At 76.3% G+C, this 13,002-nt stretch carries 13 protein-coding genes; 4 read left to right on the top strand and 9 right to left on the bottom strand.

The window, feature by feature from the left end; all coding sequences use genetic code 11:
* Positions 1-97: 97 nt before the first annotated feature.
* Positions 98-1,453 carry a BTAD domain-containing putative transcriptional regulator gene (locus ABT238_RS15985; RefSeq protein ID WP_350758856.1) on the bottom strand — a complete coding sequence of 452 codons (1,356 nt, stop codon included), beginning with the start codon at positions 1,451-1,453 and terminating at the stop codon, positions 98-100.
* 130 nt (positions 1,454-1,583) lie between these two features.
* Here ABT238_RS15985 and ABT238_RS15980 point away from each other — a divergent pair, with 130 nt between their 5' ends.
* Positions 1,584-2,114 carry a hypothetical protein gene (locus ABT238_RS15980; protein ID WP_350566203.1) on the top strand — a complete coding sequence of 177 codons (531 nt, stop codon included), beginning with the start codon at positions 1,584-1,586 and terminating at the stop codon, positions 2,112-2,114.
* A gap of 104 nt (positions 2,115-2,218) precedes the next feature.
* Here ABT238_RS15980 and ABT238_RS15975 read toward each other — a convergent pair whose 3' ends face one another.
* Complete coding sequence (locus ABT238_RS15975) at positions 2,219-2,905, bottom strand: Tat pathway signal sequence domain protein (protein ID WP_350758845.1); 687 nt, start codon at positions 2,903-2,905, stop codon at positions 2,219-2,221.
* Between the two features lie 272 nt (positions 2,906-3,177).
* Here ABT238_RS15975 and ABT238_RS15970 point away from each other — a divergent pair, with 272 nt between their 5' ends.
* Positions 3,178-4,455: a YncE family protein gene (locus ABT238_RS15970; RefSeq protein WP_350758840.1), complete on the top strand. Its 1,278-nt coding sequence runs from the start codon at positions 3,178-3,180 to the stop codon at positions 4,453-4,455.
* Between the two features lie 23 nt (positions 4,456-4,478).
* Here ABT238_RS15970 and ABT238_RS15965 read toward each other — a convergent pair whose 3' ends face one another.
* From ABT238_RS15965 to ddaH, 3 genes are all read right to left on the bottom strand, one after another.
* Entirely contained in the window at positions 4,479-5,645 is a 1,167-nt protein-coding gene (locus tag ABT238_RS15965) for an ARPP-2 domain-containing protein (protein WP_350566208.1), read from the bottom strand.
* Complete coding sequence (locus ABT238_RS15960; protein WP_350566210.1) at positions 5,642-7,087, bottom strand: hypothetical protein; 1,446 nt, start codon at positions 7,085-7,087, stop codon at positions 5,642-5,644. The genes ABT238_RS15965 and ABT238_RS15960 overlap by 4 nt, the downstream gene beginning before the upstream one ends.
* A 194-nt stretch (positions 7,088-7,281) precedes the next feature.
* Entirely contained in the window at positions 7,282-8,100 is an 819-nt protein-coding gene (ddaH, locus tag ABT238_RS15955) for a dimethylargininase (RefSeq protein ID WP_350758832.1), read from the bottom strand.
* A gap of 239 nt (positions 8,101-8,339) precedes the next feature.
* Here ddaH and ABT238_RS15950 point away from each other — a divergent pair, with 239 nt between their 5' ends.
* Positions 8,340-8,987: a class I SAM-dependent methyltransferase gene (locus ABT238_RS15950; protein ID WP_350759609.1), complete on the top strand. Its 648-nt coding sequence runs from the start codon at positions 8,340-8,342 to the stop codon at positions 8,985-8,987.
* A 15-nt stretch (positions 8,988-9,002) separates the two neighbouring features.
* Here ABT238_RS15950 and ABT238_RS15945 read toward each other — a convergent pair whose 3' ends face one another.
* A complete protein-coding gene (locus ABT238_RS15945; protein ID WP_350566214.1) occupies positions 9,003-10,004 on the bottom strand; it encodes an aldo/keto reductase in 1,002 nt (333 codons plus the stop codon).
* Positions 10,005-10,205: 201 nt separating this feature from the next.
* Between ABT238_RS15945 and ABT238_RS15940 the strand changes: the two genes are divergently transcribed.
* Positions 10,206-10,724, top strand: a complete 519-nt coding sequence (locus ABT238_RS15940; protein WP_350566216.1) for a GNAT family N-acetyltransferase — start codon at positions 10,206-10,208, stop codon at positions 10,722-10,724.
* A 5-nt stretch (positions 10,725-10,729) separates the two neighbouring features.
* Here ABT238_RS15940 and ABT238_RS15935 read toward each other — a convergent pair whose 3' ends face one another.
* From ABT238_RS15935 to ABT238_RS15925, 3 genes are read right to left on the bottom strand one after another with little or no spacing between them, the layout of a single operon-like run.
* A complete protein-coding gene (locus ABT238_RS15935; RefSeq protein WP_350566217.1) occupies positions 10,730-11,812 on the bottom strand; it encodes a hypothetical protein in 1,083 nt (360 codons plus the stop codon).
* A 9-nt stretch (positions 11,813-11,821) separates the two neighbouring features.
* Positions 11,822-12,304 carry a DUF3291 domain-containing protein gene (locus tag ABT238_RS15930; RefSeq protein WP_350758815.1) on the bottom strand — a complete coding sequence of 161 codons (483 nt, stop codon included), beginning with the start codon at positions 12,302-12,304 and terminating at the stop codon, positions 11,822-11,824.
* Positions 12,305-12,335: 31 nt separating this feature from the next.
* Positions 12,336-13,001 (bottom strand): helix-turn-helix transcriptional regulator, encoded by a 666-nt coding sequence (locus ABT238_RS15925; RefSeq protein WP_350566221.1) that lies wholly within the window; start codon positions 12,999-13,001, stop codon positions 12,336-12,338.
* Position 13,002: the final 1 nt, after the last annotated feature.

Raw genomic sequence — 13,002 nt, 5'->3', positions numbered from 1 at the left:
GGAACGGTGGAGGAGGTGCGGCGCCGCGAGCACGATGGTCCGTCAATGTCATGCATTCGTCAAGGAGTTGGGCGAAGCGGGCGCGCGGAGTCCTGAATCAGGGCGCAGCGCGCCCGGCCGGCGCCCCGCAGGTCGCCAGACTGCACCAGCGCCGCCGCCCGCCCGCGTCCAGGAACAGCCAGCCGCAGTCCGCGCTCGGGCAGCGCTGGACGGTCAGCCGGCGCGGCTCGGCCAGGAGTTCGGCGGCCGCCCGGGCGGCGGCGTACAGCGGCAGCCGCAGCCCGGCCGACGGCGGCAGCCGCCACCGCGCCAGGCCGTCCTCGCCCCGGGTGAACTCCGCCGCGCGGGTGGCGAGCCGGACCACGGCGGCGACCTCCCCGAAGGCCGCCCCGTCCTGCGGATCGGTCAGGCAGGCGTACAGCGCCGAGCGGAACGCGCGGGCCTCGGCCAGGACGGCCGCCGCCTCGTCCGGGCGCCGCGCGGCCTGCCGGAGCAGCGCCTCGACCAGCGGCTGCTCCGCGAGGTCCTGGTGGCCCGCCCAGACCGCGAGCGTCGAGTAGCCGCGCAGCCAGTCCGACCCGGGCAGCGGGTCCGGGGCGCCCCAGCCGGCGAAGGTGTTGCAGAACTCCAGCGCCGGGTGGCCGCCCGCGCTCCACGGCAGCCACTCCTCGCCCACCCGAACCGCGTACAGCGGCGCCGGCGGCCGGTCCAGCCGCGGGTCGGCGCGCAGGATCCGCTCGTGCAGCGCGGCCAGTTCGGCGCCCGGCTCCACGCCCAGCGTCTCCACCAGCGTCCGCCGGGTGTGCCGGTACAGGGCCAGCGCCTCGCCCTGCCGGCCCGCCCGGTACAGGGCCGTCATCGCGGCGCGCACCAGCCGCTCCCGGGGCGGCAGGCCGTCCAACTCGCCGTCCCGGAGCGGGAGATCGGCGAGCAGCCGGTCGTGGCGGCCCATCGCCAGCAGCAGTTCCGCCCGCTGCTCCAGGGCCGACAGCCGCAGCTGGAGCAGCCGCCCGCCGATCCGCCCGCGCAGCGCCTCGTCGGCGACGTCCGCGAGCAGCGGCCCGCGCCAGAGCGCGAGCGCCCGGTCGTGGCAGCGCAGCCGCTCGGCCGGGTCGCCGGTCGCCGAGGCGCGGGCCGTGAGGTCGAGGAACTCCCGGACGTCCAGGCCGTGGTGGCCGGGCGCGAGGGCGTACCCCTCGTGCCGGGTCTCGATCAGCACGCCGTGCGGGCGCAGCCGGGCGCGCAGCCGGCCGATGTAGGTGTGCACGGTGCCGCGCGCGGAGGTGGGCGGGCTGCCGTGCCAGAGCAGGTCGATCAGCCGCTCGGTGGCGACCACCCGGCCGTCCTCCAGCAGCAGGACGGCCAGCAGGCACCGCTCCTGGCGGCGCGCGCCGGCCAGGACGGGCTCGCCGTGGTGGTCGGCCCCGAACGGGCCGAGCAGTCGGAACTCCATGGCGGGCCACCCTACGGCGGGGCGCCGCGCCGCGCGGGGGCAGCTGACGATCGGCGATGGTGAGAATCCGGTCAGCGGCCGCTGCCAGGCTGGCCGCCGACCAGTCCGACGCACCATCAGGAGACCGACCATGCGCCGCATCCCCCTGCGACTCGCGACCGCCGCCGCTGCCGCCCTCACCGCCCTGGCCGGCGGTCTCGCCGCCGCCCCCGCCGCCGGTGCCGCCGCCCGCGGCGGCTGGGAGCCGTGGCCCTCGCCGTCCTTCGACCTGCCGGCCGGCAGCCGCTGCGACTTCCCGGTGCACCTCGAACCCGTCGTCGACCGCGTCGAGCGCCACGTCCTGTCCGCCGAGCCCGACGGCACCGTCCGCCGCGTCGCCTACCGCGGCGCCCTGGTCATGCGGCTCACCAACACCCTCACCGGCGCCCACCACGACGCCGACGCCGGCGGCCGCTCCCTCGTCGACTACCGCCCCGACGGCTCCCAGACCTGGCGCGCCCACGGCCCGATCCTGCTCGGCTTCGGCACCGGCGCCGGCACCCTCCCCCGGGACCTCTACACCGTCGACGGCGTCTACACCATCGGCATCAGCCCCACCGGCTACCGCACCCTCACCCTCACCCACGGCACCGCCGACCCCCTCTGCGCCAAGATCGCCTGACCGGCCGGCCCTGCGTCCGTGCCCAGGGCCGGTAGGAACACGCACCGGCCCGGGAGCGGTGGGCGGGGGCGCACCGCTCGCGGGCCGGTGGGGTGGGTGGGGGGTCAGTTGACGGTGACCGCCGGGGCGCCGGGCTGGGTGGAGTCGGTGACCGGGCCGTAGGCGGCGGAGAAGTAGCCCTCGCCGGGGCAGAGGGCGGAGCCGCCGCTCTTGACGAAGTGGGCGTTGCGGAAGACCAGGGCGTGCGCGGTGTTGTCGGCGGTGCCGGCGAAGGCGCCGCTGAGCTGGTAGGTGCAGGTGAGGGTGCCGAACCAGCTGTTCAGCACGGCCGAGGCCTGGATCGGTCCGGCCGGGCCGGCGGTGAGGGCGACCGGGAGGCCGGCGGCATCGCTGACCGCGACGTTGTAGGCGAGGTTGCCGACCGTGAGGCTCTTCACCGAGGTGACGCCGGTGACGTTGGAGGTGCACGAGCCGAAGGTCAGGCCGGTCAGCGAGGCGGTGGCGGTCCCCGGCGCGGCGGGGTTGCCCAGGACCTTGGCGGTGAGCGGCGAGACGCCGCAGAAGACGCCGGTGGAGCCGGTGGTGTCCGAGGAGAAGGTCGCGCGGGTGCCCGCGGCGAGCGGGGCGAGCAGGACGTCCCCGACGGCGACGGCCGTGCCGCCGGCGCCTCCGGTGGTCAGCACCGGCCCGGCGGCGACCGGCGCCGCGGCGGGGGTCGCGGACGCCGGGAGGGCGCCGACGGCCAGCGTCGCGGCGGCCGCGGCCAGGGCAAGACAGGGGTGCATGCGCATGAGGGGGCCTCGTTCTCGGTGGGGGGCGAGCGGGCGGACGTCCCGGAACAGGGGCCGTGGGGGCCGGCGTCCGGGAGTTGACTACGTTGTAGAGCGGTGTCCGCGCACCGTCAAGGAGTGGCACGGCAGTTGTTGACAATTCGTCAGCAACACCTGTCGGGAGTCTTGCCAGGGCCACCGGGTGCTCCCTACCGTCGAGTAGCGCCCACGCCGACCCCCGTCGTCCCGCACCTCGTGCGCCCCGTGGGCCGCGCACGCGCCAAGGAGCCGCGATGTTCCCGAAGTTCCTCCCGCGCCGTCGTCGCCCGCGGGCCCTGGCCGCCGCCGCGGCCGTGCTCGGCCTCGCCCTGCCGGGCACCGCCGTGGCCGCCGACGGCCCCGGTACCCCGGCCGCTCCCGCCGCCCTGCGGGAGGTGATGTTCGTGGGCAACAACTGGGACGGCACCGCCGACGTCGTCACCGCCCGCGGCGACCTCGCCCGGATCGGCCGGATCGACGTCGTCCCCGACAAGGACCAGCGCCTCGCCGAGATCTACCTCAACCCCGTCAAGCTCGCCTACTTCCTCGGCGTCCGGCTCGGCCCCGGCGAGGGCCACGACCAGTTCGCCGACGACATGTACACCACCCCGGACGGCACCGCCGTGGTCGTCTCCCGCCCCAGCTTCGCCGACGTGGTCTCCCTCGACCTCGCCACCGGCCGGATCAACTGGCGCTTCCCGGTGGCCGGTTACCGCTCCGACCACATGGCGCTCTCGCCCGACGGCACCCGGGTCGCGGTCTCCGCCTCCACCGCGAACACGGTGCACGTGCTCGACATCGCCACCGGCCGCCCCATCGGCTCCTTCGCGACCGGCGACAAGCCCCACGAGAACCTCTTCACCGACGGCGGCCGGCGGATCTGGAACATGTCGATCGGCGAGGTCACCACCGCCCTCGACGCGCCCTGGCTGGACTGGACGAAGGGCGACCGGCGGATCACCGTCGCCGACGCCGACACCTTGCGCACCGTCCGGATCATCGACATGCGCGAGCGCCTCGACGCCTTCGGCCGCCCCGACCTCTCCGACGCGATCCGCCCGGCCGCCTTCACCCCGGACGGCTCGACGCTGTACTTCCAGGTCTCCTTCTTCAACGGCCTCGTGGAGTACGACGCCGCCGCCGACCGGATCACCCGGGTCGCCACCCTGCCCGGGAACCCGGCGACCAGCGAGGACCGCACCACCTGGGTCAACGACTCCCGCCACCACGGCCTGGCCATGAGCCCCGCCGGGGACCGGCTCTGCGTCGCGGGCACCATGGACGACTACGCCACCGTGGTCGACCGGGCCACCCTGCGGGAAGGCCCGCTGGTGCCCGTCGCCAAGCCCTACTGGGCGACGGTCAGCGGCGACGGCCGCTCCTGCGTCGTCTCCGAGAGCGGCGCCGACCGGGTCACCGCGATCGACTTCGCCACCGGGCAGCGCACCTCCTCCGTCGAGGTCGGCGACCACCCGCAGCGCGTCCGCCTCGGCCACGTCCCCGCCGACTGGACCGGGCCCGCCCGCTCCTGAGGGCGACCGGCAGGAAGACGCCCCTACCCGCGCGCCGCCCGGCGGTAGTGGTCCAGGACGTCCTGGCGCAGCAGTTCGCCGAAGCCGGCGCCCTCCAGGCGCAGCGCGAGCTGGGCCTCGGTGAGGTTCAGGGCGCCGGCGGCGGCGGGCAGGTGCCAGTCGTGGGCGGCGAGGCGGTCCAGCAGGTAGCCGCGGCGGACCTGCGCCTCGGAGAGGCGGAAGGTCTTCAGGTAGGCGATCCGCCCGTGCTCGTCGGTGATCGCCTCGCCGATGTGGTTCTCCCGGCGGGGCCGGAAGTCCGGGAGGAAACGGGAGAGGGTGAAGCGGTCCGTGCGGCGCACCACCCGGGCCCGGTAGTCGCTGTCCAGCAGGCCGCCGGCCATGGTGCCGTCGTGGAAGTCCGCCCAGGCGCGCTCCTGGTGGGCGACGGCGGCGCGCAGGTCGGCGGCCGAGCCGATCGGGCCGGCCGCGCGCAGGTCGGCGCGGAAGTCCGGGACGGGGGCGGACAGCGTGGCGTAGTGGTGGATCAGTTCGCCGTAGAGGTCCAGCAGCAGGGTGCGGTGCAGGGCGCGGTAGTCGTCGGGGTGCGGGACGGCGAAGGCCGCGGCGAGGGCGTCGGCGACGTACACCACCAGGCCGCACTGGCCGGGGTACAGCTCGAAGACCCGCAGCGCGTCGGCCAGGCCGCGGACCCGGTCACCGGCGTAGGCCTCCTCGGCACGCGGGGACAGGCCGTGGCGCAGCGCCCGCTCGGACCACTGCTCCCAGGCGAGGGACGGGCCGCCGAAGTGCAGCGCGAGGTAGCCGTCCAGCGCGAGGTGCAGCGGCAGGAAGCGCAGCCGGGTGCGGCCCTCGCGCTTGGCGAGGCGGCGCGGCACCCGGACCCGCACGCGCTCGGGCGGCGCCGCACCGGCGTCGGACGCGTCCAGCCGGGTGCCGTACGCGGCCGCCGGGGTGCCGTCGCGCGTCCAGTCGGCGACGAAGCCGTGCGGGACGTAGGAGCAGTAGTGGGCGCGGCGGCCGACCGGGACGGCGGCGTACTCCTCCTCGTACAGCTCCTGGCGCAGCCGCAGGTCGGCGATCGGCTCGGCGCGGACCAGCGGCACCAGGCGCACGCCGCCCCACACCTGGGCGGGCCGGGTGTCGAGGCCGGTGAGGTCCGGACGGAAGGCGGGCGGGGCGGTGCTCACCGGGCGGTCACCTCCGGGTCGGCGAGGAAGCGTGCGGTGCGGGCCGCCAGGTGCTCCGTCAGCTCCGCGAGGCCGGTGCGGCCCTCGGCGAAGCGGGCGAACTCGACCAGCGCCGGAAGGTCCTCGGCGTCGCGCAGCCCGGCGGTGGGCACCGTCGGGGCGAGCCGGCGGACGTCGAAGCCCTCCGCGTCGTAGACCGGGTTGAGGTGCACGATGCTGGTCCGGCGCTCCGGGTCCAGCCTGGTGCGCCACACCCGCAGCACCTCGGCGGCCAGGCCCGGCGGGGCGTTGTCCCAGCCGTCGGAGACGATCAGCAGGCGCTGCGGCGCGGTGTCGAGCGCGTCCAGGATCCGGCGGCCGAGCGGGGTCGGGCCGGACGGGCGGGCGAGCAGCGCGTCGCTGCGCCCGGAGGTCCACAGCGCGGTGTACTCGCCGGCCAGCGCCTCCAGCAGGAAGTGGCAGGCGAGCGCGGCGGCCAGCGGCCGGCGGCGTTTGACGCCCGAGCCGTACGCGGACCAGCTGTCGTCCAGCACCGCCGTGACCCGGCCCCAGCCGCCCTCGGCGGCCCCGGCCGCGCGGGCGGCCCGGCGCGCCGCGCCGCGCAGGGCGTCGGTCAGCTCCGCGCGGCGGGCGGTGCGGTCGGCGGGCGGCAGCGCGAGCACGTAGGAGGCGAGCCGGGTGAGCGGCATCCGCGCGAGGTCCGCGGCGACGGCGCCCGCGCCGTGCGCCCGGGCGGACTCCTGCAGGCGCAGCCGCTCCAGCGTGGTCAGCCGGGGCGCGATGCGCTCCAGGAAGGCGGCCCGCGGGATCCCGTGCCGCTGCGCGAAGGACTCCGCGACGGTGTAGGGGAGTTCGTAGACGGCGGCCTGCTGGTGGTGGGCGCGCCGCCAGGCGTCCAGCAGCGGCGCCCGGTACTTGGACCGCCGGCGCGGGGCGTACAGGAAGTCCCCGGTCTCCGCCTCGGCGGGCCGCAGGTGGGCGTGGCGCAGCGCCCGCTTGAACCCGGCGCGGTACTTGACGGCGTCGAGCGCCTGATCGGGGCGCGCGGCGAGCCAGTCGCGCAGGATCGCGCGGGTGCGGCGGTTGTTGACCCTGGCGCGGCGCAGCTCGCCGATCAGCCGGTAGACCCGCTGCGGGGGCAGCAGCTCCAGGCGGCGGGCGATCAGCCGGCCCTCGGTGCGCCGCTGCTCCTCGGTGGCCTCGCGGGAGGTCTCCAGCAGGTGCCGGACGATCAGGGCGGCGTTGTGGTCGTTGATGTCCAGGGCGAGCGCGGCGGCGTACGGGCCGCGGTAGTTGACGCGCATGTACGCGTGCAGGAAGTCCAGTGAGAGCTGCTGCTCGGCCGCCGCGCCGTGGAATTCGCGCTGGCCGGTGCCGGTGATCGCGGCGTTGACGAACAGCAGCACGTCCTCGGCGGCGACCAGGTCGCCGTACGTCTCCACCGCCCCGCCCTCCGGTCGCGTCCCGTCATGGAGTGATGCCGGCCGGGGAATGGGGGCGCGAACTGCGAATCATTGCGGTAGGGGCACGTTCCGGAAGTCGCACCGGAGTCCCGCGGCCGGCCGGACGACCCTAACACCGGGCGGCCGGGGAGCACATCCGGTTTCCCGGCGGGCGGCGCCGGGAAAGGGGCAGGTCAGGCGGGTGCGCCGCGCAGCTCCAGGGTGCAGCACTTCACACTGCCGCCCGCCTTGAGCAGCTCGGTGACGTCGATCCCGATCGGCTCGAAGCCCCGCGCGCGAAGCCGCGCCGCCAGCGCCACCGCCGCCTCCGGCAGGACCACCCGGCGGCCGTCCGAGACGGCGTTGAGGCCGAAGACGGCGGCGTCCTCGTCGGTGGCGAGCACGGCGTCGGGGTACAGCGCGGCGAGCGTGCTCCGGCTCTCCGGGGAGAACGCCGCCGGGTAGTACATGATCTCCTCCTCACCGAGCACCGCGAGCGCGGTGTCCAGGTGGTAGTAGCGCGGGTCGACCAGCTCCAGGGTCACCACCGGGCGGCCCAGCACCCGCTGCGCCTCCGCGTGCGCCCGGCGGTCGGTGCGAAAGCCCGTCCCGGCCAGGAGCCGCCCGCCGGCCAGGAGGTAGTCGCCCTCGCCCTCGTTGGTGAACCCGGCCTGCGCCACCGTGCGGTAGCCGCGCGAGCGGAACCACTCCAGGTACGCCGGGGCCTCGTCGGCGCGCTCGCGGTGCCGGAAGCGGGCCACCAGGGCGGTGCCGTCGACGACGGTGGCGCCGTTGGCGGCGAACACCATGTCGGGCAGGCCGGGCAGCGGCTCGATCAGCTCGACGGTGTGGCCCAGCTCCCGGAAAAGCGCGTACAGCTGCTCCCACTGGGCGACGGCGCGCTCGGCGTCGGTCGGCTTCGCCGGCTCCATCCACGGGTTGATCGAGTAGTCGACCGTGAAGTGGGTCGGACGGCACATCAGGTAGTGGCGCGGGCGGGCGGTACGGGACACGGGCGGTCGTCTTCCTTCCGGCGGGGTGGTGCGCAGGGGCGGTGGCGGCGCGGTGGCGCCGGCTGCCCCGAGCGTGCCGGGAGCGGCGATCGCGGACGTGGCCGTGACGTGCACGGACGCCGGACGGCGGCGGTCCAGCGGGGTTCGGCGGCGTTCGGCGCGTTCCGCGGCGCCCCGTCCGGCGCGCGGCACGAGGGCAGGAACGTGCCTGCGCCGGCGCCGCCCCGTGCCGGGGTGCACTGGCCCGGCACGGGAACGCCGTCGAGCCGGGCGAGGGGCGGACCACCGCCTACCTGGCGCAGTACTGCGACCGCACGGTGGCCGTCGAGCCCAGTGCGGCGATGCGCGAGAAGCTCCGCCTGGCCTGCCCCGAGGCGCTGGTCCTGCCCGAGCCGGTGGACACGGCGCAGCCGCCGGGCCCGGCGGACCTGGTGCGCCTCTCGCACGTGCTGTCCTACGTGCCGCCGACGGACCGGCCGGGCACGGTGCGCCGGGTGCTGGACCGGGTGGCCCCCGGCGGGACGCTGCTGGTGGTGCCGCAGAACCCGGAGAGCCCCTGCATGCGGATGGCCGCGCACTTCACGGGCGTGCGCTACGACCTGCGGCCGCCGGCCGAGCAGCTCTCCGCCCAGGACGCCGACCGGGCCGCCGCGCCGTGGACGTTCGCCCTCGAAGCCCTCGACCTGCACTACCGCACCGACCGGCTGGACGAGGCGGTGGACGTCGCCGAGTTCATGATCAACGTGGCCGACCTGGCCACCGTGGACCCGCTGCCCGAACGCGCGGAGCTGGCCTCCTCCGTCGAGCGCCACTTCACCCGGCCGGACGGCGGTTACGCCATCGGGCACACCCGGGACATGCTGACGGTCCGCCGCGCCGCGCGCTGACGGGACCGGGCGCGGTCAGGCCCAGGGCAGCGCCGAGCGGGTGCGCCAGTACTCCTCGGCCGGCTCGGCCAGTTCCGCGAGGCAGGCCAGGTCGTCGGCGTCCAGGACGCGCCCGGCGGCCTCCAGGTTGGAGGCCAGCTGACCGGTGGTCGCCGCCCCGGAGAGCACCAGGTCCGCCCAGGGACGCGCGGCGACGGCGGCCAGCGCCAGGGCGTCGCAGGACGCGCCGGTGCGGGCCGCGAGCGCGCGCAGCGCGGCGGTGTCCGGGCCGGTGGCGTTGCGGTCGGCGAGCCGGCCGTTGGCCATGCCCTCCTTGACCACCACCAGCCACCCGGCCTCGTAGGCCTCGGCGAGCGCCGGACCGGCGGAGGGCTCCAGCAGGTTCCAGGTGGACTGCACGGCGGTGAACAGCGGCCGCCCGTCGACCGTCACCGCCAGGGCCGCGCGCACCGCCGAGGCCTGCTCGGGGCCGCTGGTGGACAGGCCCACCCGCACGCCCTCGGCGGCCAGTGCGGCGAGCCGCCCGTGCAGCGCGGGGTCGGTGAGCGCGGGGCTGTCCGGGGTGACCGAGTGCACCAGGTAGATGTCCGGCAGCCCGCCGAGCAGCGCCCGGGTCTGCGCCACCTGGCGGTCGAACACCGTCGTCGAGTGCTCCTTGACCTCGTGCACCGGCACGCCGGTGGCCCGCCAGCCGGCGGTGTAGGTGTAGCCCCACTTGCTGCCGACCGTCACCTCGGCCGCCTGCCGCGGGTGGGCGGCGAGCCATTCGCCGAGGAACTCCTCCGCGCGCCCGTACGAGCGGGCGGTGTCGAAGTAGCGCACGCCGGCCGCGAAGGCGGCGTCGAGCAGGGCGTGGGTGCGCTCGCGCAGGGCGTCGACGGTGCGCTCGGCGGGCAGGTCGAGGTCGCGGCCGAGCGTGATGTAGCCCGGCCGCCCGACGGCCGCGGTGCCCAGGCCGAACCGCGCGATCGACGCTCCGGCGGTGTCGGGGGCCTCGGTGGCGGGGACGGTCGGCATGGCGGGGCTCCTTCGGCGGCACGGGCGGGGTGCGGACGGGGCGGTACGTGCGCCGCCCCTTCCCGCACCCTATCCACCGGGCCACCCCCTGACCTGCGCCGACGCCCGGTCGGCGGGCTGCGGGCGTGCTGTTCGGCGTCCCCCGGCGGTGGCCTATGCTCCTGAACCGCGGAATGATGATCGTCACGGGGAGGCGGGGCCATGAGCTACCGGATCGAACGGATCGGCCTGGAGGACTGGGAGCGGCTTCGGGAGGTGCGGCTCGCGCAGCTGCTCGACACGCCCATGGCCTTCCTGGAGACCCACGAGACGGCGCTCGCCCACGGCGAGGAGGAGTGGCAGGCCCGGGTCCGCCGGGTGAACGAGCCCGGAAGCGTCGGCCTGGTGGCCGTCACCGGGACGCCGGGGGAGTGGGTCGGCACGATGATCGGCCTCACCCCCGAGCCCGGTGCGGCGATGCTGGTCGGCGTCTGGGTCGCCCCGCAGCACCGCGGCCGCGGGCGCGGGGTGACGGACCTGCTGCTGGACGCCGTCGTCGCCTGGGCGCGCGACGAGGCCGGGGCGCGGCGCCTGGCGCTCACCGTGCACGAGGACAACGCCCGGGCCGCCGCCTTCTACCGCCGCCGCGGCTTCGACTTCACCGGTGCCACCAGGCCCTACCCCCTCGACCCGGCCGCCCGCGAACTGGAGATGGCCCTCCCGCTCGACCGATCCGCCTGACACGTTCACATCGGCGCCGCGCTCCAGCGCTCGAGCGTCCCGTTCGCGTCGTCGTACGTCAGCCAGGTGCCGTCCCCGAGCGGACGCGCGTAGCCGTCGACGGGGCGGCCGGGGTAGTCGACGCTCCCGCGTATCTCCAGGGTGCGGGCGTCCAGCAGCCAGTGCCGCCCGTCCGCCGGATCGTCGGCGCAGTCCAGGGTCGAGGCGAGGACGGTGTCGGCGTCGACGAAGCCGCAGTCGTGGTCCCAGCAGGGCGGGTCCTCGTCCTCGCCCTGCTCGGGCTCCCGCCGGGCGAGGACGCTGCCGTCCAGTGCGTGCAGCCGCAGGTCCGAGCCGCCGTGCTCGACCGTCAGGAACCCCGGGTGGCCCGGGTGGACGTCCGCCAGGATGCGGTCAAGGTCCTGGTTGACGCCCCAGCTGCCGAGGTCCGCGCCGTCCCGGCGGGCCCAGTGGAGCAGGACGCCGTCCTGGCCCATGCCGATGGCGAGGCCGATGTGCGCACCGTCCGGGTGGGAGAGCTGGTACGAGCCGGAGGCCTCGCTGTTCCGCAGTGGCAGACGGGCCGCCTCCCCGCCGTCCCGGGAGTCCAGGACGACCCAGTGCTCCCGGCGGTCCTGCGCCGCCGAGCCGGAGGCGACGTGCGCCCAGACCAGCCGGCCGTCGTCGGAGACCAGGCAGGAGCCGTGTTCCCAGCCGGCGCAGACCTCCTGCGCGTCGCCGGTGTGGGGGTGGCCGGACGGGTGTCCCCAGCAGGCGTGCGGGTACTCCCACAGCGTCGTCCCGTCCCGCGCCACCGCCCGCACGGCGCGCTGGCCCGCGAACACCGCGAACTCCCCGTCGGGGCTCACCGACTGGCCGCCGTGCCGCCAGCCGGGCCAGGGCAGCGGGAAGACGGCGGCCGGCGCGCGCTCCCCGGCGAACAGCTCGTCCAGCTCGTGGACCGCCAGCTCGCCCTCCTGCCGCAGGAGCGCGCGGCGCGAGCCGTCCCCCCGGCGTTCGAGCGCGGGGCCGCTGATCAGTGCGGCGCCGCCCGGCAGCTTCACCGAGTCGCGCAGGTGTGCCGTGATCGACATCGCGGTGATCGACATGCGCCGACCCTAGCGGGCGGCACCGACAACGGCCCCGTCCGCCGGGTACGCCGAGGCGAAGGTGAACGCGCGCGGGGAGGGCCCGTTCGCCCGCAGGTCCGCCAGCCGCTCCAGCGCCTCCTCCACGCCCGGCCGGTGCCCGGCGGGCACCCACCAGAGCACCAGGTGCGCCTGGACGTGCCGTTCGAACCACTCGCGGCGCCGGCGCACCACGTCCAGGTGGCCGCTGCGGTAGGTGAAGTCCCACAGGGCTTCCGGGCTCTGCCACACCGACAGGTTGACGATGACGTTCTCGCCGGCCGGGCGCAGCCCGGTGGCGTCGGCGGCGCCGTCCTCGACGAGCCGCCAGACGAAGCCGGGGGCGGCCTCGGCGGCGGCGTTGACCGGGTCCAGCTGTTCGACGAAGGGGGCGATCCGCGGGTCGTCGATCGGGTGGCTGAGCGTGGCGACGTTGAGCTGGGCCAGGTGGGCGGCGGGCGCGGGTGAGGTCATGCCCCATCCCAGCACGGCCCCGTTTTCTATGTCAATCTCCATTGTTTTTAGAAGCCTCGACCACCACGCAGCACTCCCCGGGCCGGGGGTCCATCCGGGCGCGCAGCGGGCCGCCGGCGCCGAGCAGGCCCTCCAGCAGGGCGAGGTTCATGCCGCAGACCAGCGGCGGGAAGTGTTCGGCGACGGCGTGGAACGGGCAGTTGCGCATCCGGACGACCGGCCCCGCGGCGTCCTGCGCCGGGTACGGCTCGTACCCCCGGGCGGCCAGCAGTTCCACCGCCTCGCCCAGGCCGCCGCAGGGCGCCGCCGCTTGGCGCAGGGCCTCGCCCCGGCGGCGCGCGGCCGCGCACAGCCCGGCGTCCAGCCCGGCCTCCTCGGCGGCCTCGGCGAGCAGTTCGGCGGCGGTGCGGTAGTCGCGGGCGGGCAGCGACACCGACCGCTCCGCCCGCGCCCGGGTGTACACCTTGGCCGGGCGGCCCGCCCCCGGCCCCGAACGGCCCGTCAGCCGCCGGCTGCCGGTCTCCAGCAGCCCGGCCTCGGCCAGTCGGTCCAGGTGGTGCGCGGCGAGCGTGCGCGCCACCCCGGTCGCCTCGGCGGCCTCGTTGCGGCCGACCTCGCGGCCCTGGGCCGCCACGTACTCGTACAGGCGGCGGCGCACCGGATCCTGCAGCGCCGCGATCGCGTCGATGTCCTCCATC

Origin of the sequence: Kitasatospora sp. NPDC001527 (genome assembly GCF_040298605.1) — a bacterium.
Taxonomy (GTDB): domain Bacteria; phylum Actinomycetota; class Actinomycetes; order Streptomycetales; family Streptomycetaceae; genus Kitasatospora.
This window is presented reverse-complemented; position numbering and strand designations above follow the sequence as displayed.

Coding starts and splice junctions, on each gene's coding strand:
- ABT238_RS15930 (WP_350758815.1), bottom strand. CDS start 12,304: ATGACCTCACCCGCGCCCGCCGCCCACCTGGCCCAGCTCAACGTCGCC.
- ABT238_RS15925 (WP_350566221.1), bottom strand. CDS start 13,001: ATGGAGGACATCGACGCGATCGCGGCGCTGCAGGATCCGGTGCGCCGC.
- ABT238_RS15940 (WP_350566216.1), top strand. CDS start 10,206: ATGAGCTACCGGATCGAACGGATCGGCCTGGAGGACTGGGAGCGGCTT.
- ABT238_RS15945 (WP_350566214.1), bottom strand. CDS start 10,004: ATGCCGACCGTCCCCGCCACCGAGGCCCCCGACACCGCCGGAGCGTCG.
- ABT238_RS15935 (WP_350566217.1), bottom strand. CDS start 11,812: ATGTCGATCACCGCGATGTCGATCACGGCACACCTGCGCGACTCGGTG.
- ABT238_RS15980 (WP_350566203.1), top strand. CDS start 1,584: ATGCGCCGCATCCCCCTGCGACTCGCGACCGCCGCCGCTGCCGCCCTC.
- ABT238_RS15970 (WP_350758840.1), top strand. CDS start 3,178: ATGTTCCCGAAGTTCCTCCCGCGCCGTCGTCGCCCGCGGGCCCTGGCC.
- ABT238_RS15985 (WP_350758856.1), bottom strand. CDS start 1,453: ATGGAGTTCCGACTGCTCGGCCCGTTCGGGGCCGACCACCACGGCGAG.
- ABT238_RS15975 (WP_350758845.1), bottom strand. CDS start 2,905: ATGCGCATGCACCCCTGTCTTGCCCTGGCCGCGGCCGCCGCGACGCTG.